Source organism: Rhodococcus sp. P-2 (assembly GCF_016598535.1).
Taxonomy (GTDB): Bacteria; Actinomycetota; Actinomycetes; order Mycobacteriales; family Mycobacteriaceae; genus Rhodococcus_F; species Rhodococcus_F baikonurensis.
In genome coordinates this window covers 3,564,033-3,581,645 of record NZ_CP066779.1, presented here as the reverse complement: position 1 = coordinate 3,581,645, position 17,613 = coordinate 3,564,033, and the positions used below count along the sequence as shown (strand labels likewise).

Below are 17,613 nucleotides of genomic sequence, written 5' to 3'. Positions count from 1 at the left end.
CGGTGTTACGAGCCGAGCCGAGATCCGTCCTTCTTCCAGGCCGCAACTACCGACGGGCGGGGCTGGGAGGAGCCACCGTCGGGCCAGTGGGATGCGGGACTTTCGATGCTGGCGTCGTCGGTCTCGCCGGGGTGCTGGACGCAGACGATGACGCGCTTTTCGTCCACGATGGGGCCGCAGGTTTCGGCGCCGACGGGAACGGTGAGAAACTGCTTTGTCTCACCGCGGTTTTCGCCTTCGAGGACAACGCTGAACAGTCCGTCGTTGGACTTGAGTGCGTTGCCGTCGGTGGAGATCCACAGGTTTCCGTGCGGGTCGAAGGCAAGGTTGTCCGGGCACGAGATGGGACTGACCTTGCTCTTGTCGAAACCACCGAAGTAGGTATCGGCTGTGGCCGGATCTCCGCAGACGAGAAGAAGGTTCCAGCCGAAGGTGGTGCCGGCGTGCTCGTCGGTGATTTCGAGGACCTGGCCGTTCTTGTTGTTGTTCCTCGGGTTCGCTTCGTCGGCCGCGGCGCCACCGTCGACTCCGCGCTTGGTGTTGTTGGTCAGTGCGACGTAAACCTTGCCGCTCTTCGGGTTTGCTTCGAAGTCTTCGGGACGATCCATCTTCGTTGCCCCGACCTTGTCACCGGCCTGACGGGTGAAGACGGCGACCTCTTCGGCGCTCATTCCGTCGACCAGCGATTCGCCCTTGCCGTCTTCGCCGGTGCGCAGGATGGCGACCCATTCGCCGGTTCCGTCGAACGTGCCGTCCGACGGGAGCTTGCCGCTGCCGTCGATCTCGCCGGCGGAGTTTCCGCTGAGCTTTGCAACGTACAGCGTTCCGGCGTCGAGCAGAGTCATGTTGTGGCGCATGGCTGCCTGACTCTTGCCGTCCTGCATCTTTCGACTCGAGACGAACTTGTACATGTAGTCGAAGCGCTCGTCGTCGCCGCTGTAGGCCACGACGGTTCCGTCCGACGTGATGTAAATGGTGGCGGCTTCGTGCTTGAACCGTCCGAGCGCTGTGTGCTTGATCGGAGTCGACGACGGATCCCACGGATCGATCTCGACGACGTATCCGAATCGGTTGACCTCGTTGGGTTCTGCGACCAGATCGAACCGCTTGTCGAAGCGTTCCCACTTGCGCTCGGAAGCGGCGCCGGCCAGACCGTAGCGCTTCAGCCGTGCTGCGACCGTGGGATCGGTGACACCCTCGGCGTTCGCGAAGTACTGGTTGAAGTTCTCTTCGCCGGAAAGCACTGTGCCCCAGGGTGTGACACCGCCGGCGCAATTGTTGAGGGTGCCGAGCACTTTGGTTCCCGTGGGATCGGCACTCGTCTTGAGGAAGTCGCTACCTGCAGCGGGGCCGGTCACGACAAACTCCGTGGTTCCGGTGATGCGGCGGTTGTTCGATCCGATCTCCGGTACCAGCTTGCCGTTGTCGGATTCGCCCTTGACCTGGACGACCGACAGTCCGTGGCTGGCCAGGCCGATCTTGAACTGCTCCTCGGTCGGGTTCTCCGCATCGTAGCCGCGGAACATCGCCGGCTCGGTGGAGTATTCGTGATTGACCACGAGCAGGTAGGTGTTGGGCTGCCCGTCGACCGGGAGCAATCCGGCGAAGTCGTTGTTGAATCCGAACTGCAGTTCCTGTGCAGCAGCAGTTTGCTTGTCGAAGTCGAAGGCCGGGGCTCCGGCGAGAACGGCGTCACCCCAACGGATGACGACGGCCTGATCGTATCCGTCAGGGACGGTGACCTTGTCTTCCTTGTTGGGCGCGACGGCGCCAAAGTTCGTCCCCGCTGGTGTGGACCCGCCGCTGCTGCCGCTCGTCGATCCGGTTCCCGGTTCCGCACTTGCAGATTCGTCCGAACAGGCGACGAGGGCGCTGCCCGCTCCCACCGCGAGCACTGCCATGCCACTGCCCCGGAGCATGCCTCGACGAGTCAGTGCAGTGCGTGCGATGTCGCGAAAGTACTCGCCGCCCGAGGTGTTGGGGACCTCGTGAGAGCACGCATTTCCGCACTTGTACTGGCAGGTGATCGACGCGCGTGCAGACACGCCGTCGTGTTTGACGAACAAGGCCAAAGGCTTGATAGCCACCGTGAACTCCCGAGATTCGATGTACGGACTTCGGGAACCGTAGAAGCTCTAAGCAAGGGTAAAGGAACGTAAAAATGAACGGCAAAACAACGAGGCGACCCTTACCGGCAATGTCCGACGCGTCCCCGCGGGGACGTCGCATGACATTTGTCATCGCCGATCCATGACGGTGTCACCGCAGGTGATGATGCTGCGCACTGTTTTCGGCCCCGACTTCCCGCGAGGCTTGAAGCATGAGAGAACCACATGAGGGAAGCCTCCTGACGGACCTGATGGACATCGGACCCGCACCCACGATGGGCCGCGAACTTGTTGTGATCGTGGTGAACATCGCGATCATCGGAGGGGTGTTCGCGATCATCGGCTCCAATCCGGTGTCCTGGATTCTTCTTGCCGCTCTCGCTGTCTACGCGGGCATTCGATTCGCGATCGGACTGCGCAGCTGGAACCGAGAGGAGGCGCAGCGATGAAGGGCGATCCTGTGATTGACGTAGTCGGAATGTCGCGGCGCTACGGCTCCGGCAAGGATGCGTTCGATGCCGTCCGCAATCTTGATCTGAGTGTTCAGGAAGGCGAGTTGTTCGGCCTCCTCGGAACGAACGGTGCCGGAAAGACATCCACTCTCGAAGTGATTCAGGGCCTTTCACGAGCCAGCGCCGGTACGGTGCGCGTATTGGGGATGGATCCGGTGCGTAACCGCAAGCAGATTCGCCCATCGCTGGGCATCATGCTCCAGAAGGGTGGACTTCCCCAAGACCTGACTGCTCGTGAGAGTTTGGCGATGTGGGCCGGAACGTGTTCGAATCCGCTTCCCGTCGACGAGGTGCTCGAGCGTGTGGACATGCGTGACCGTGGGGAGACCCGCGTGAAGTTCCTCTCGGGCGGTGAAGCGCGGCGACTGGATCTGGCGTGCGCGATCATCGGCCGGCCACTCGTCCTGTTCCTCGACGAACCGACTACTGGTTTGGACCCCGAAAGTCGTCGTAACACTTGGCAATTGATCGCTGATTTGAAAGCGTCGGGCGTCACCATCATGTTGACGACGCACTACCTGGACGAAGCCGAGTCCTTGTGTGACCAATTGGCGATCATGCACCGTGGATCGGTGGTGCGCAGCGGAACCGTGGCGGACGTCGTCGCGGATCATCCCGCTCAGATCAAACTGCACCGTCCAGGTCTTCCGCTCCCCGCCCTGGCCGGCGCCGAGGTTCGCGTCGAGAACGATCTGGTGGTGATCACCACTCGCACAGTGCAGGAGACCCTGACGGAACTGCTGCTGTGGGCACAGCACAACAACATCCTGCTGACCGGCTTGGATGCCCGCGCGGCTTCCCTGGAGACCGTATTCCTCTCCATTGCAGACCAATTCGATCATCACGCAACTCTCGAAGGAGCGTCGGCATGAACCGCATAGCAACCCTGTCTCGTTCGGAGTTCACGCTCCTGGGACGAAATCGACTGTTGCTCTTCAACGCAATCGTCCTCCCGTTGATCTTTCCCGTGGGAATGCTGTATCTGTCGCGAGATGGCGGGCTGTCGGACAAGTCGGTGTCCGCAGGCCTCGAGGTGTTTGCACTCTTCCTTCTCGTGTTCGTGGTCTTCTACAATCTCCTGTCGGTGTACGCGACGCGCCGTGACGAGTTGGTTCTCAAGCGACTACGCACCGGGGAATGCAGCGACGCCGAGATCCTTGCGGGCCCGGCAGTGCCGTCGTGGGTTCTCACCGGCCTGTTGACGGTGGTCATCGGAATCGCCGTGATGGTTCTCGGCGGCAGTGCTCCGGTCAATCCGGTGCTGGTGCTGGTCGCGGTGATCGGCGGCGCTGCGCTCTTCACCGCGCTGGCGTTGATCACTTCGGCTGTCACTCGGAATGCGGAGGCAGCGCAGATCACCTGCATGCCGATTCTGATTCTGGCGACGGCAGGTATGTCTTCGATCAGGAACGTCGTGCCGGACAACGTTGCTCGCATTCTCGATTTCACTCCGCTGGCCGCGGTAGTCGACCTTCTCAATCTCGGATGGCTGGGGAGAACCACTGGCGAACTGGCCGATCTGGGCGATGCGCCCGGTGCTGCGGCCGGATTTGTCGACACCTTCGGTTCGGCTGCGCAACCGCTGTTGGTCATGCTGGCGTGGATCGTCGGTTCGGTTCTGATTGCGAACGTCCACTTCCGCTGGGAACCGCGTTCGTAGAACTCTGAGAAGGTAGTGGGCATGATCGCGCAGAACTTCGGACGCTGGAATCCGAGACGGACATGGCGAACCGCGTCGAACGTCGACAAGGTTCGCCTCTACACGCGGCAGTCGTTCATCATGGTCGCAGTGGTTTTCGGTGGCTTCGGTGCGGTCACCGAGATCATTGCCGATCGGTATCTGTCGGGTGTCTTCCTCGGAATCAGTGCCGGTGCGTGCGTCGTCGCCGTGTCTCGGATGCCTGATCTGGGCGGAGTCGTGGCCAAGCCCGTTCAGATTCCTCTTGCCGTGATGACGTTGTCGGCGTTCTGCTCGGCGGGAATTGCCTTGGGAAGCAATGGCGAGAACGGCCCGTACTTCTGGCTGGCGGCAATTCTCGTCGTGCCGCTTGCGGGGTTGACGTCGTTGCGCTGGCTGATCGTGGGCTCGGTGGCCGCCGGGGTTGTATTGGGACTGCTTGCGGGTCCGGAAAGCGGCGTGTCCGTCGGAATCGTTGCCGGCTTCATGGGGTTGACCGTCTACATGTCGGTGTGGCTGCTGCGGATGGTCACCGAATTGGACGAGGCGCGCGGAGCCGCCGCTGCTCTGTCCGTCGCCGAGGAGCGGTTGCGATTTTCTCGCGATCTCCATGACGTCGTCGGGCGGGCACTGTCTGCAATTGCGGTGAAAAGTGAACTTGCAGCCACGCTTTCACGACGCGGTGACGATCGTGCCGCCGCGCAGATGGACGAAGTGCGCGAACTTGCGCAAGATTCACTCGACGAAGCGCGCGAGTTGGTTCGGGGATACCGGTCCATCGCCTTGGCGTCCGAGCTGGCCGGTGCGCAGTCGCTGCTCGAGGCCGCCGGAATCTCCACTGCGATACGTGGATCGGCAGATCAACTTCCGGTGGAACTGGCCGAAGCCGCTGCCTGGGTCGTCCGTGAAGGCGTGACCAACATTCTCCGGCACTCCAGTGCCGAGAATTGCAGCATCGAGGTGTTGGCGGACGGCGTCGTGATCGCCAACGACGGCGCACGTATCGCAGAGCCGAACAACGGAACCGGCCTGAACGGATTGCGCGAGCGCGTCGGCGCCGTCGGAGGAACTGTCGAAACCGTGCAGGACGAAGATCGCTTCACCCTCACCGCCCACTTTCCGTCCCGAACGAAGGAGTCTCGGTGACCGAGCCGATCAAGGTACTGCTGGCCGACGACGAGAACCTGATCCGCTCGGCGCTGGCCATGATGTTGTCGCTCGAGGACGACATCGTTGTCGTCGCGGAAGCCGAATCCGGCGAGGATGCCGTGATCGCTGCTGCAAAGCATCAACCTGACGTAGCCGTGCTCGACCTTCAAATGGCAGGTATCGACGGTATCGAGACGGCGCAACAGATTGCGCAGACGGTCTTGGGGTGCGCCTCGATCATCGTGACGAGCCACGGGCGTCCCGGATACCTGAAGAAGGCACTGTCAGCCGGCGTCCGCGGATTTCTGCCGAAGACGACGCCTGCGGCGACGCTCGCCGAGGTGGTTCGCAGCGTCCACGCGGGCGGGAGGTACGTCGACCCGTCGTTGGCTGCCGAGGCAATCGGCGCCGGCGACTCACCGCTTACTCCGCGCGAAGCGGACGTACTCGAGTACGCGGCCGACGGAGCATCCATCGAGCAGATCGCTTCCCGGGCACACCTCTCTGCGGGTACCACCCGAAACTATTTGTCGTCAGCTGTCACCAAACTCGGTGCTGCGAATCGGCACGAAGCTGCGGTGATCGCCCGCCGGCAGGGGTGGATTTAGGGACCGAAGCCCCGCGATGTCGAGAATAGCCGGGCGATGTCGAGAATCTCCGACTTGCTTCGTCCCTGTAGTGAAGTGCGACCAGAATGGGTGGCACCGACACAGAGGAGATTCACGATGGCCAAGTACTTGCTGCTCAAGCACTACCGCGGCGCTCCGGCTGCAGTCAACGACGTGCCGATGGACCAGTGGACACCGGACGAGATCACGGCTCACGTGAAGTACATGCAGGACTTCGCGGATCGGCTCGAGAAGGCGGGCGAGTTCGTCGACGGTCAGGCTCTCGCTCCTGAGGGCACCTTTGTCCGGTACGACGGTGAGGGTCGCCCCCCGGTCACCGATGGCCCGTTCGCGGAAACCAAGGACCTCATTGCCGGCTGGATGGTGATCGACGTCGACAGCTACGACCGTGCCGTCGAATTGGCCGGGGAGCTTTCGGCCGCGCCCGGCGCAGGCGGGAAGCCGATTCACGAATGGCTCGAACTGCGCCCGTTCCTGACCGAGCCGCCGACCATCACGGACTGACAACTCTCATGGACGACGCCCTGCTTCGGAGTCTGACTCCGAGCGTGCTCGGCATCCTCGTCCGCCGCGGAGCAGATTTCGCGTCGGCCGAGGACGCCGTGCAGGACGCTCTGCTCGAGGCGGTCAGGGTCTGGCCGGACAACCCGCCGCGGGACCCGAAGGGCTGGTTGGTCACAGTGGCCTGGCGGCGGTTCCTCGACGGGATCCGGTCGGATGTGGCTCGCCGTAAGCGGGAGTACCTGGCTGACGAGCAGCCAGGCGAGCGGCCGGTCAGCGGGTCAGTGCCGGGCGTGGACGACAGACTCCAGCTTTACTTTCTGTGCGCGCACCCGTCGTTGACGCCGTCGTCCGCCGTGGCACTCACGCTGCGCGCTGTCGGCGGGCTCACCACGCGCCAGATTGCGCAGGCCTACCTGGTGCCTGAGGCGACGATGGCTCAGCGCATCAGCCGAGCCAAGCGCACGGTCTCCGGCGTCCGGTTCGAGCAACCCGGCGATGTCGCCACCGTCCTGCGTGTCCTCTATCTGGTCTTCAACGAGGGGTACTCCGGCGACGTCGACCTCGCTGCCGAGGCCATCCGGCTCACCCGGCAGTTGGCGGCCACGATCGATCACCCCGAAGTCGCAGGGTTGCTCGCACTGATGCTGCTCCACCACGCTCGCCGAGTCGCGCGAACTGCCGCGGACGGCAGTCTGGTTCCGCTAGCGGAGCAGGATCGCAGCCGGTGGGACACCGATTCGATTGCCGAAGGAGTCGTGATCCTCCAGGCAGCTCTCGCCCGCGACCGGCTCGGTGAGTTCCAGGCCCAGGCCGCCATCGCTGCACTCCATGCCGACGCTCTCACAGCAGACCAGACCGATTGGGTGCAGATCGTGGAGTGGTACGACGAACTCGCAGCCTTGACCGACAGCCCGATCGTCCGGCTCAACCGAGCGGTGGCCGTCGGCGAGGCGGACGGACCACGCGCCGGCTTGGCAGCTCTTGCCGCGCTGGACGATTCACTTCCACGCCATGCCGCAGTCGAGGCCTATCTCCGCGAACGCGACGGAGACCTGGAGTCAGCGGCGAGGTTGTATGCCGATGCAGCGCACAAGGCGTCCAACCTCGCCGAACGTGATCATCTGATGCTTCAGGCGTCCAGGATCAACGCCCGTCGATCTCCTGCAAGCGCCCCCGAGTCAGAGGACCTGTGACAGGAACGCTTGCAGTCGATCTGTTTCTGGATCGTCGAAAAGCTGTTCCGGAGTACCGGTTTCGACTACGGCGCCACGATCCATGAACAGGACCTTGTCGGAAACGGAACGCGCGAAACCCATTTCGTGCGTTACGACGACCATGGTCATGCCGGACTTCGCGAGATCGGACATCAATGCCAGAACACCCTTGACCAGTTCGGGGTCCAGAGCCGACGTCGCCTCGTCGAAGAACATGACCTCGGGCTTCATCGCCAAGGCGCGGGCAATGGCGACGCGCTGCTGCTGACCACCGGAAAGGTTGCCGGGCCGCGAGTCCGCCTTCTCCCTGAGCCCCACCAGGTCGAGCTGCTCGAGCGCGAGAGCCCGAGCTTGCTCCTTGGACAAACCCTTGAGCTTGTTCGGCCCGAGCGCGATGTTCTCGGCGACGGTCTTGTGCGGGAACAGGTTGAAGTGCTGGAACACCATGCCGATTCGCTGGCGTAGCTCGTCGGGGTTGTCCTTCAATACGGACTTCCCGTCGAGCAGCACGTCACCCTGCTCGGGCTCGTGCAGACGGTTCAGCACGCGCAGGAGCGTCGACTTGCCCGAACCGGAGGGTCCGATGACGGTGACGGTGTTTCCGGCGTCGACGTGCAGGTTGACGCCGCGAAGCACCTTGTTTGTGCCGAAGGACAGATGCAGGTCCTTGCCGGTGAGCGATACGGACTTCAGTTCAGAGCTGGTTGTCATGTCCTCAGCCCCTTTCCACGACGATGGCCTGCTCGAGCGGATCCAACGTGCCTGAAGTGTCGGCGCGTCCGGTCCGGAGTCGGTTGTCGATGTAGTTGACGAGGTGCGTCAGCGGGATGGTCAGAGCAAGGTAGAACAGGCCTGCCGCAACGAGCGGGGACAGGCTGCCGGTCTGGGCGTTGAGATCACGTCCGACGGCAAACAGTTCCCGCTGGGTGACGAGGAGACCGAGGAAGTAGATCAGCGACGAGTCCTTGATCAGCGAGATGAACTGGTTCATCAATGCCGGAAGAACGCGTCGTACACCCTGCGGGATGACGACCAGCGACATGGACTTGCGGTAGCTGAAGCCGAGGGCACGGGAAGCCTCGAGCTGCCCGGACTCGACGCTCTGGATACCGGATCTGAAGATCTCACCGATGTACGCCGACGCGAGCAGTGACAGCGCCGCGACACCGAGCCAGTACGGATTGCTGCCGGTGATTCCCTTGACGATCGGTCCGACGCCGAGCCCGATGATCAAGATGATGACGACTGCGGGCAGTCCGCGGAAGATATCGGTGTAGACGCGGGCCGGCCAGCGCAGCCAACGGGTGCGCGAGATACCGGCGACAGCGAGCAGCATGCCGAGGATCGTGCCGATGATGCCCGACGCGAGCGCAAGGATAAGAGTGTTGGGAAGACCGGTCTTGAGGAGATCGGGGAATGCCTTCTTGTACAGATCCCAGTCGAAGAACGTGTCCTTGAGCTGTTCGAGCGTCGACTTCGGCTGGTACGACGCGGTATCTCCACCGTCGCCGTTTGCTGCGTTTTCTGCCGCGATGGCTGCGAAGTCGGGCAGTTCCGGAGTGGCCGCTGCCTTGGATCCGGGCTTCCAGCCTTCAGGGAGTTGGCGCGGTACCCAATCGGAGTACAGCTGAGACCAGGTTCCGTCGTCGATGACTGCGTCGAGGCCGGAGTTGAGGGCGTCGATCAGCGGCTGGTTTTCCTTGTTCACCGCCCAGCCGACGAAGTTGTTGACCGAGAAGGTGTTCTGGATGATCGAGGTCGGATCGCCGGGAGCGATGGCGCCTTCGGCCTGCTGAGACGGAGCTACCCAGGCGTCGATCTGTCCGGACTTGAGGTTCGCGTACGCCGTGGCGTAGTCGGGAAACTTCACGGGATCGAGCTTGAGCGTGTTCACGACGTAGTCGTCCTGCACGGTTCCCTGCACGACGCCGATGCGCTTGGAGGCATCCAGGTCACCGAAGCCGGTGATGGCGCTGCCGTTGGGTACGACGAGGGAGAAGTATCCGAAGTCGTAGCCGTTGGTGAAGCCGACGGTGTTGCGACGGTCGTCGGTGGTGGTGATGGACGACGAGCCGACGTCGAAGCGTCGGCCGGCAACCTGGGCGAGGAGACCGGCGAACTCGGTGCCGACGAACTCGACCTTCAGGCCCAGCTTGTCCGCGACGGCCTTCAGCAGTTCGTTGTCGTATCCGGTGTACTGATTCTCGGAGTTGACGCAGATGCTCGGGGGCGCGTCACCGAGCGTGCCGACCGTGATAACCCCGGGTTTGATCAAGTTCAGCTTCGAGGTGTCGATCTGATCGACCGGGGTGACGGTGGCCGTGGTGTAGCGGTCTTCGGCGCCCGCACCCGCTGCCGCGTCCAGATTGGTGGGCGCCGCGGTTGCGGCTCCCACTCCAGGAGGTGCACACAGGTCTGTGGGGGCTGCCGACGAATCCGAGCCACTCGAGCACGATGACAGAGTCAGCGCCAGGAGGGCAGTGAGGAGCAGTGCCACCACCAGGCGGATCTTCGCTGCGACGGAAGAAAACATGCGTGCAGCGTAAACCTAAGGGTAGCCATTTCTCCGTGTAGAACTGTTGACAGTTTCCGGACAAGCGGCCGTTGCGCTGCGGGCATGCCTTCAAATCAGCGTGATTTTAAATATCGCCAGGTCGGGGAATCTCGTGCCGAAGGGATCGGCGTCAGCGGACGGGTGCGAGTTCGACGCCCGGCGGAGGTACCAGGCGACGCAGCGTCCCGTCGAAGCCGGTGACGTAGAGCGCCCAGCCGTCGCCGTCCTGTCCTATACGCACTGAACTCGGCCCGGTCCACCCATTCGAAAGACCCGAAGCGACGACGCAGGACGCGCCGGTTTCAGGGTTTACGCGATAGATAGAGCCTTCGACGTGAGCTGCGGCGTAGAGCATTCCATCCTGCGACATTGTCAGATCGTCGAGGCCGGGGATCAGGCTCGGGACCGTCGTTGCAACGGTCCACGTGTCAGGGGAATCCAAGGGCACTCGAATGATCTGACCGGTGAACAGGTCATCGGTGTACACGGCTCGATGATCCGGACTGAGCGCGAGTCCCTCCGAACGCGGCACGGTCGACCAATTGGGTACGACGGCTCCGGAGTCGTTCAGATAGCGCGACACGCCCTTCGACTGGCCGCCTTCTGTTCCGACCCACGTGGTCAGTAGATCGCCGTCGGGTAGGCGGAGCAGGCCGTTGCCCGCGAAGTCGACGGGTGCGGACAGCTGATCCGTCGTGGTGTCCAGGTGCCACAGCTTGCCGTCCTGTCTGGTGAGGAAGGACAGCCTCGAACCGTCGAGTTGCAAACCGCCAGGGGCACCCATGCCGTCGAGGACTGTTCGTACCTGTCCTGCGGCGTCGACGTGATAGACCTTCGACTCGCCGGAGAGGTAGAACCCGCCGTTGTCATCGGGCTCGAGGTTCTCGAGCTGCTCCAACCCCCGCGCTACGGTCTCGACCTGCCAATCGCCGCACATCGGCGCGGCTGTCCAGGTGGCCTCCGCCGGCGTCGCCGCAGCAACGGTCCCGGCTGCGATTGCCGCGACGATCAACAGCGCCCGAGTTCGGTTGCGTGATACCCCCATTGCGCACAACTTACGGCAAACCGGACCAATATCAAACGGTCTGGTCGGTATACCCGGCACCCAGGGGGTCGCTCCAGGTGGTCCACACGTCTGGCCCGAGTTCGATCTCGGCTGTGGTGAGTAGACACGCGTCGAGTTCTCGGTGCAGTAGAGACGGGTCGATGGCTTGGCCGATGAAGACGAGTTCTTGTCGGCAGTCTCCGACAGGTTCTTCCCACTTGTCGAGGATTCCGTCGCGGCGGTAATCGTCGGCCGGCCACTCGTCACGGGGTAGAAACTTCCACCAACGGCCGACGTATCCGTGGCGAATGAGATGACCGGCCTGGGAAATACTCCCGATCTCGGTGAACCGACCGGCATTCCAGTAGTAGCCCTTGGCCCGAAGTAACTTTCCGTTGGTCCACTCGCTGCTGAGGAAGTCATGCAGCCGTTGGGGGTGGAAGGGTGCACGCTCGCGGTACACCACCGAACTGATTCCGTACTCTTCGGTTTCGGGAGTGTGTTCACCTTGGAGTTCTTGTAACCATCCGGGCGCCTGTGCAGCTTTCTCGAGCGAGAACAAACCGGTGTCGAGAATCGTGTCGAGTGGGATGCGACCGAGTGTCATCGGAACTATCGCAGCGGTTGCGTTCAAAGATCGCAGGACCGCGGTCAATTCGACCAGGTGCTGGTGCGAGATCAGATCGGCCTTGCTCACCAGGATGACGTCGGCAAATTCGATCTGGTCGACAAGCAGATCCGCGATGTCTCGTTCATCTTCCGGAGCATCGGCTTCGACGCGACCCCCAGCCGTGTAGTCGCGCAGAAAACTGTTGCCGTCGACCACGGTGACCATGGTGTCGAGTCGGGCGACGTCGGCCAGAGCGTGGCCGTCGGTATCGATGAAGGTGAACGTCTCCGCGACGGGCAGCGGTTCGGAGATGCCCGAAGATTCGATGAGAAGGTAGTCGAATCGGCCAGCAGCGGCCAGGGCGCTGATCTCGGAAAGAAGGTCCTCTCGCAGAGTGCAGCAGATGCAGCCGTTGGTCATCTCGACCAGTTTCTCCTCGGAGCGACTGAGCGAGATCTCACGCTCGACTTCTGCACTGTCGATGTTGATTTCGCTCATGTCGTTGACGATCACCGCAACCCGACGGCCCTCCCGATTGCGCAGGATCTCGTTGAGTAGCGTCGTCTTCCCGGCGCCCAGGAAACCTGACAGCACCGTGACCGGAAGTCGTGTGTCGACCATGATTTCCAGTGTCCTTCCGAATGAGTGAATCGTTGTGATCAGGCGGCGGTCACGCGAACCGCTGCGATTGCGTGACCGCCGCCTGGAATGCTGATGAAGATCAGGCCGCAGGCTCGAGGTAACCCTCGAAGAGGTCGACAACGACGCTTCCACCGTCGGTGTCGCTACCGAACAATTCCTCGGCGGCGAACTTCACGTGGTACGTCGGTTCTTCGCCGGCGTCGTTGCGCCCGTGGCCGATTGCGTCGGGAAACGGCCACTTCTCGGTAGTTCGATGAGAGATGGTTCCCACTCGTCCACGGCAGTATGCAGGCATTCGAATATGCCCGGGAACGTATTCGTCTCGCACGCGTACTCGCTGACCGACCTCGAAGGTGGTCGTGTCGACGCGAGCCGGTCGGCCTTCGGATTCGCTGGGCCGGGAGAGTGGGAACGGTCCCCCCGCAAGGCTTTCGAGTTCGTCCTGCGTCAGGATTCCCTTTTCGACCATCAATGTCGCGACACCGATGACGTACCTCTCGTAGTACGGGGTCATCATGTAGTGGCGCGGCTCCATCCGCTCGACGACGTATCGCACTTCGTCGACGCTGAAGGCCCCGAGTTCGGCGACACCGGCGAACATCAGGCTGTAGGGCAGGTGTTCCCATTCGGCGTGAAAGGTGGGGCCGATGTCGGCGTTGACGGTATGCGGGACTTTGCCGAAGCCTTGTACTCCGGCAAGATCGTGTACTCCATCCATGGTGTGCTTCCTTCTTGTCGGGGTGATCAGACGGTGGGAACCTGCGGGATTGCAACCCCGATCAGGCAGTCCTTGGTGACGATTTCCTGCAGTTGTTCCTGGCTCCAGCCTTCGGTGCCGGCGGGACGCTGCGGGAGGACCATGTAGCGAGTTTCGGCGGTGGTGTCGTAGACGCGAATCTCGATGCTCGACGCGATCTCGGTTCCCATCTCGGAGAGAACCTTCCGTGGTTCGCGGACCACGCGCGCACGGTATTCGAAGCTCTTGTACCAGGTGGGTGGCAGACCGAGGATGGGCCACGCGGTGCATGAACACAGCGAGCACACGATCACGTTCTTGAGTGTCGGGGTGTCTTCGACTGCCACGATGTATTCGCCCTGGGGGCCCAGGTATCCGTACTGGGCAACTGCGGCGGTACCGTCGGTGAGAAGCAGCTGCCGGAACTCGGGGTCGGTCCATGCGCGCGCTACCAATTCCGCTCCGCGCCTTGGACTGAAGTCCTCCTCGAAGGTCTTCTTCCATCCCTCGACGTAACCGTCGGGTACCAATCCCTTACCGTCGAGTGCGCGGAACAGTGCCCACGCCCGGTCGGAGACCGGCGCCTGGGCCGGTGCGGCGTTCTCCGTTGTGTGGTCGATCGTTACTGACATCTGGTTCACCTTTTCTTATGTGGGCTGATCATGTGTGAATCGGTGGAATTTGTTGTCTGACAGTGCGTCAGGACTAGGCGGGGCTGAGTTGTGGTGCAGAGCCGGAGGCGCGTTCGGCCGGCGTCGGAAACGCGCCGCGAAGCTTTTCGAATGCGCGTCCGACACGAAGGACTGTCGCATCGTCGAAGTGTCTGCCGGTGATCATCATTCCGACCGGAAGCCCGTTCACCAGGCCGGCCGGAACGGACAGGGACGGATGTCCGGTCACGTCGAATGGTGCCGTGTTGGCGATCATCCCGAGAGCCTTGGTGATGAAGGTTGCACGATCCACGTTCTTCGCCGGTAATTCGGATGCGACGTAGGGCAGCGTTGGCATCACCAGGACGTCGAATTGTCTCAAGGCAGTGTCGTAGGCGGCGCGGGCAAGCGGTACGAGGTTCCGGGCTTTGCCGTAGCTCGCGCCGCCGAGGGTGGTGATGCCGTGGTGGCCGGTCAGGGCCACCAGTTTGACGGTTTCGGACAGAGCGTCGGCGTGCTGAATGCGTCGAGAAGCAAAGTGTGCCATCAGTTCCGGATCGTACAAACCTTCGGCGTTCATGCCGTATCCGTTGCCGTCCAACATCTGGTAGGCGCCACCGTCCGTGGCGATCACGTTCCAGATGTGGAAAGCATGCAGATGCCACGGGATGTTTACTTCCTCTACCGTGCAACCGATTTCGGTCAGACTGTGTGCCGCTGCGCGGACTGCGTCGTCGACCTCGGGCTGTGAGACCGCGTGCCCGAATCCCTCTCGAACGATTCCGATTCGCAGGCCGTCCACATCGGAGTCGAGGGTGGACAGATAGTCACCTGCTTCGACACTGTCGGCTTGGCGTGGGTCGTTACCGTCGCGGCCGGCGATGACCGAGAGCATCAGTGCTGCATCGTGGACCGTGCGTGTGATCGGGCCGAGATGGTCGATTGTTCGCTCGATGGGAAATGCACCGGTATACGGGACGAGCCCGAACGTCGGCTTGTGTCCGACGACGCCGCAGAATGCCGCCGGGATCCGGATCGATCCGCCTTGATCCCCGCCGATAGCAAAATCGACGTCACCGTTTGCGACGAGTGCTGCACTGCCGCCGGATGATCCACCTGCTTCGCGCTGCCGGTCCCATGGATTGCGGACCGGTCCGCTTGCCGGTGTGAAGCTCGAACCGGAGAAACACAGGTCCTCACACACAGCTTTGCCCGCGACGGTTGCACCGGCCGCCAGTAGTCGAGTGACCACAGTCGCGTCGCGTGACGGAGTGAATCCCTCTACCGTCCGAGATCCGTTCATCATCGGAACTCCGGCCACGGTCACGTTGTCCTTGATCGCCACGCGTCGGCCGGTCAGGACGCCGTCCGACGTCGGCGGGATGCTGGTGGTCACATACCAAGCACTCAAAGGGTTTTCGCTCGCAGTTGGCACCGCGTGCTCGCGTGACGTGGTCGGCGGGGTTGCCTCGTCGGCGTACAACTGGTCGACGACGTCGTAGGAGCCCAGTGCTCCGTCGATCAGTGCCGGCCACTCGAGCCGGGCTGTTTTGTCGAGAGTGATGCCGTAATGCCTTGCGGCGGCGTCTATTGCATTGTCGTCAGGTCGGATTGTCGCCATGAGAAGTGTGCTCCTGATGTGATCGGCTTCACTTGTCTTTCAGACTAGGGCCGGATCCATAATTGCGTCAATAGGTATCGACATATTGACTCGTTAAGTTCGGGTTACGTGCGCTCAGAGAGAGCGGGGGTACAGTCGCCCACGGCGCGATTCAGCGATCAGAATCGGCCGATGCAGTGGAACACCGGTGTTCGTAGAGCTTTTCGGTGTCGTGGCAAGCTGCCGAAGTACTGTTTCCGGATCGCCCGCCGACGTTCGTTCGACTGCGCGTGCGTAAGCGACGATCGCTTCGTACGTTGTCTCGGACAGGGAACTGAGCGGAGGCAGGAGTTCGTTCGAGCTTGCGCTGTATCGCTTTTCGAGGTCGTGGTCACCGGCTGCGGATTGGAAGTAGCCGAATGCCGCCCAGACTCCGTCGGCATCGGAATTGCCGATGAGCTGCTGAGTGGCCTCGTCGAGGACCAATGCAAACGTCCGCGTGGTGGCCCGCAGTCCGTGCTGGGCACATTGTCGTTCGAAGAAGACCTCGTCATGGCCCACAAGGGTGGAAAGAATCAGTTCGGCCCCGGAGTCGGCTATCGACTCGATGATGCGTGAGAAGTCGGTTGTCCCCAACGGTACGTACACTTCGCCGGCCACCGAACCTGTGGATTCGGCGATCACACGTCGGGCCGCCCAATGCGCTCCGAACGACCACGAATACTGCTGACCGACCAGGAACCAAGTGCGAGAACCGGTCTCGGACATCATTGCGGGAATGCCCGCTCGTGTCTGGTCGAGTGGCCGCTCACCCAATCGAAGTACTCCCGGACGCGATCGACCTCCTTCGTTGAGAACTGTGTGCACCAACAGCACACCGGTGTTCTGCAACGCAGATGCAGCGGCATTGAAGGTCGACGACGTCACGCACGCGAAAATGGCGCGGCACCCGCTTTTCACCAATCGCAGCGCGGTCGCCGCTCCGGCCGCCGAGTCGGAAGCGTCATCGCCGATCACCAAGTCGACGAGAACGCCGCCGACACCGCCGTCGGCATTGATCTCTTCCACGGCCAGGGCAGCGAGTGTTTCTGTCGCCTGGGCGAATACAGCTGCCGGGCCGGATTTGCTGACCAGCAATCCGATCCGATGTCGGTCGGAACGCGGAGGCTCGGGTGGAGCGAATCCGCGCTTGTTGGCAAGCCAGGAAATTCCGTCCTGATCGAGGCTGGACTCGAGAACGATCCGGGTTCCGGTGCCGTCGGGAAAGAACCGGATCGTCAGGCGGCCGCGCCACGGTTGGTGGTGCACGATCACTACCGATCGGCCCCGCTTCACGCCGGCGACGTAACCCAACAGCGTGATCGGCATTCCAGCTGGATCCGCACGTACGCCGTCGCCGACGGGAAGGGAGATGGCGACAGCGGCCCCGACCGTCAGTTGCTCACATTCGAGTTCGAGTAGTTGCCCCGTTTCGAGGCGCTCGAAGGCTGACCCTGGTGGGTCGGTCGTCACGATCTGTGCCGTTACGGAGAGACCTGGCACGTTCTACTTCCTGCCTGAAATAGATGCTGGGGTTCAACCAGGGCCTCACGCCCGGCGACGCGCCGAAGCCGGTTCGGAATCCTCAGTCGCCGTGGTCGGCGACTCGGGCGCGTTCGAACCTGCTTCCAGAGCTCGCCCGAGGACGTCGCGCAGGAACTGGAGTGCGTCGTTGGCCGGCCCCGACGGATCGATCGAGAACAAGCGATGACGTCCCTGACGCCGTTCGACGATCACTCCGGACAACCGCAGCGCCTTGAGATGTGTGGATACCGTGGTGCGACCGACCGTCGAAATTTGATCGCTGATGAAACCCGCATTGCACTCGCCGTGGGTAGCCAGAGTGTCGAGAATCTGTCGACGTACCTGGTCGGCCAGCACAGCAAACGCCAACTCTTCGTTTCGTTGAGTAGTCACTGTCTGCTGTCCGCGCTTCCTCGATG

17 protein-coding genes are annotated in these 17,613 nt (G+C 62.4%); 7 read left to right on the top strand and 10 right to left on the bottom strand.

The genetic code is table 11. The features are described 5' to 3' along the window. Nucleotides 1-5: 5 nt before the first annotated feature. On the bottom strand, nt 6-2,087 hold the full coding sequence (locus tag I7X09_RS17030) for a PhoX family protein (RefSeq protein ID WP_200313089.1): 2,082 nt from the start codon (nt 2,085-2,087) through the stop codon (nt 6-8). Between the two features lie 233 nt (nt 2,088-2,320). On the opposite strand from I7X09_RS17030, the gene I7X09_RS17025 reads away from it, so the two are divergent. The 7 genes from I7X09_RS17025 to I7X09_RS16995 all read left to right on the top strand — a co-directional run bounded on the left by I7X09_RS17025 (nt 2,321) and on the right by I7X09_RS16995 (nt 7,773). After that, on the top strand, nt 2,321-2,557 hold the full coding sequence (locus tag I7X09_RS17025; RefSeq protein ID WP_234036604.1) for a hypothetical protein: 237 nt from the start codon (nt 2,321-2,323) through the stop codon (nt 2,555-2,557). Beyond that, complete coding sequence (locus I7X09_RS17020; RefSeq protein ID WP_095973583.1) at nt 2,554-3,492, top strand: ABC transporter ATP-binding protein; 939 nt, start codon at nt 2,554-2,556, stop codon at nt 3,490-3,492. Before I7X09_RS17025 ends, I7X09_RS17020 begins: the two co-directional genes overlap by 4 nt. Next, nucleotides 3,489-4,280: an ABC transporter permease gene (locus I7X09_RS17015; RefSeq protein ID WP_003946064.1), complete on the top strand. Its 792-nt coding sequence runs from the start codon at nt 3,489-3,491 to the stop codon at nt 4,278-4,280. Before I7X09_RS17020 ends, I7X09_RS17015 begins: the two co-directional genes overlap by 4 nt. 21 nt (nt 4,281-4,301) lie before the next feature. Continuing rightward, nucleotides 4,302-5,444: a sensor histidine kinase gene (locus I7X09_RS17010; protein ID WP_166813411.1), complete on the top strand. Its 1,143-nt coding sequence runs from the start codon at nt 4,302-4,304 to the stop codon at nt 5,442-5,444. Next, complete coding sequence (locus I7X09_RS17005; RefSeq protein ID WP_200313088.1) at nt 5,441-6,055, top strand: response regulator transcription factor; 615 nt, start codon at nt 5,441-5,443, stop codon at nt 6,053-6,055. The genes I7X09_RS17010 and I7X09_RS17005 overlap by 4 nt, the downstream gene beginning before the upstream one ends. A gap of 117 nt (nt 6,056-6,172) precedes the next feature. Continuing rightward, the gene (locus I7X09_RS17000; protein WP_166813409.1) at nt 6,173-6,580 is read left to right on the top strand and encodes a YciI family protein; all 408 of its coding nucleotides are present in this window, start codon (nt 6,173-6,175) and stop codon (nt 6,578-6,580) included. Between the two features lie 8 nt (nt 6,581-6,588). After that, complete coding sequence (locus tag I7X09_RS16995; protein ID WP_200317881.1) at nt 6,589-7,773, top strand: RNA polymerase sigma factor; 1,185 nt, start codon at nt 6,589-6,591, stop codon at nt 7,771-7,773. Here I7X09_RS16995 and I7X09_RS16990 read toward each other — a convergent pair. The 9 genes from I7X09_RS16990 to I7X09_RS16950 form a co-directional block, all read right to left on the bottom strand. Next, complete coding sequence (locus I7X09_RS16990; RefSeq protein ID WP_200313087.1) at nt 7,759-8,505, bottom strand: amino acid ABC transporter ATP-binding protein; 747 nt, start codon at nt 8,503-8,505, stop codon at nt 7,759-7,761. The genes I7X09_RS16995 and I7X09_RS16990 overlap by 15 nt on opposite strands. Nucleotides 8,506-8,509: 4 nt before the next feature. Further along, nucleotides 8,510-10,327 (bottom strand): ABC transporter substrate-binding protein/permease, encoded by a 1,818-nt coding sequence (locus I7X09_RS16985; protein WP_124568480.1) that lies wholly within the window; start codon nt 10,325-10,327, stop codon nt 8,510-8,512. A gap of 151 nt (nt 10,328-10,478) precedes the next feature. Beyond that, nucleotides 10,479-11,393 (bottom strand): SMP-30/gluconolactonase/LRE family protein, encoded by a 915-nt coding sequence (locus tag I7X09_RS16980; RefSeq protein WP_095973577.1) that lies wholly within the window; start codon nt 11,391-11,393, stop codon nt 10,479-10,481. 31 nt (nt 11,394-11,424) lie between these two features. Beyond that, nucleotides 11,425-12,624 (bottom strand): GTP-binding protein, encoded by a 1,200-nt coding sequence (locus I7X09_RS16975; protein ID WP_124568479.1) that lies wholly within the window; start codon nt 12,622-12,624, stop codon nt 11,425-11,427. Nucleotides 12,625-12,724: 100 nt separating this feature from the next. Continuing rightward, nucleotides 12,725-13,363 carry a nitrile hydratase subunit beta gene (gene nthB, locus I7X09_RS16970; RefSeq protein WP_095973575.1) on the bottom strand — a complete coding sequence of 213 codons (639 nt, stop codon included), beginning with the start codon at nt 13,361-13,363 and terminating at the stop codon, nt 12,725-12,727. A gap of 26 nt (nt 13,364-13,389) precedes the next feature. Next, nucleotides 13,390-14,013: a nitrile hydratase subunit alpha gene (nthA, locus tag I7X09_RS16965; protein WP_200313086.1), complete on the bottom strand. Its 624-nt coding sequence runs from the start codon at nt 14,011-14,013 to the stop codon at nt 13,390-13,392. Between the two features lie 73 nt (nt 14,014-14,086). Further along, on the bottom strand, nt 14,087-15,652 hold the full coding sequence (locus I7X09_RS16960) for an amidase (protein WP_200313085.1): 1,566 nt from the start codon (nt 15,650-15,652) through the stop codon (nt 14,087-14,089). A 114-nt stretch (nt 15,653-15,766) separates the two neighbouring features. Continuing rightward, nucleotides 15,767-17,173: a substrate-binding protein gene (locus I7X09_RS16955; protein ID WP_200313084.1), complete on the bottom strand. Its 1,407-nt coding sequence runs from the start codon at nt 17,171-17,173 to the stop codon at nt 15,767-15,769. Nucleotides 17,174-17,218: 45 nt separating this feature from the next. Beyond that, entirely contained in the window at nt 17,219-17,587 is a 369-nt protein-coding gene (locus tag I7X09_RS16950; RefSeq protein WP_200313083.1) for an ArsR/SmtB family transcription factor, read from the bottom strand. Nucleotides 17,588-17,613: the final 26 nt, after the last annotated feature.

Excerpts from the sequence above, each read along its gene's own strand:
- I7X09_RS17025 (WP_234036604.1), top strand. The coding sequence starts at position 2,321 with ATGAGAGAACCACATGAGGGAAGCCTCCTGACGGACCTGATGGACATC.
- I7X09_RS17020 (WP_095973583.1), top strand. The coding sequence starts at position 2,554 with ATGAAGGGCGATCCTGTGATTGACGTAGTCGGAATGTCGCGGCGCTAC.
- I7X09_RS17015 (WP_003946064.1), top strand. The coding sequence starts at position 3,489 with ATGAACCGCATAGCAACCCTGTCTCGTTCGGAGTTCACGCTCCTGGGA.
- I7X09_RS17010 (WP_166813411.1), top strand. The coding sequence starts at position 4,302 with ATGATCGCGCAGAACTTCGGACGCTGGAATCCGAGACGGACATGGCGA.
- I7X09_RS17000 (WP_166813409.1), top strand. The coding sequence starts at position 6,173 with ATGGCCAAGTACTTGCTGCTCAAGCACTACCGCGGCGCTCCGGCTGCA.
- I7X09_RS16995 (WP_200317881.1), top strand. The coding sequence starts at position 6,589 with ATGGACGACGCCCTGCTTCGGAGTCTGACTCCGAGCGTGCTCGGCATC.
- I7X09_RS16990 (WP_200313087.1), bottom strand. The coding sequence starts at position 8,505 with ATGACAACCAGCTCTGAACTGAAGTCCGTATCGCTCACCGGCAAGGAC.
- I7X09_RS16985 (WP_124568480.1), bottom strand. The coding sequence starts at position 10,327 with ATGTTTTCTTCCGTCGCAGCGAAGATCCGCCTGGTGGTGGCACTGCTC.
- I7X09_RS16980 (WP_095973577.1), bottom strand. The coding sequence starts at position 11,393 with ATGGGGGTATCACGCAACCGAACTCGGGCGCTGTTGATCGTCGCGGCA.
- I7X09_RS16975 (WP_124568479.1), bottom strand. The coding sequence starts at position 12,624 with ATGGTCGACACACGACTTCCGGTCACGGTGCTGTCAGGTTTCCTGGGC.
- nthB (WP_095973575.1), bottom strand. The coding sequence starts at position 13,363 with ATGGATGGAGTACACGATCTTGCCGGAGTACAAGGCTTCGGCAAAGTC.
- nthA (WP_200313086.1), bottom strand. The coding sequence starts at position 14,013 with ATGTCAGTAACGATCGACCACACAACGGAGAACGCCGCACCGGCCCAG.
- I7X09_RS16960 (WP_200313085.1), bottom strand. The coding sequence starts at position 15,652 with ATGGCGACAATCCGACCTGACGACAATGCAATAGACGCCGCCGCAAGG.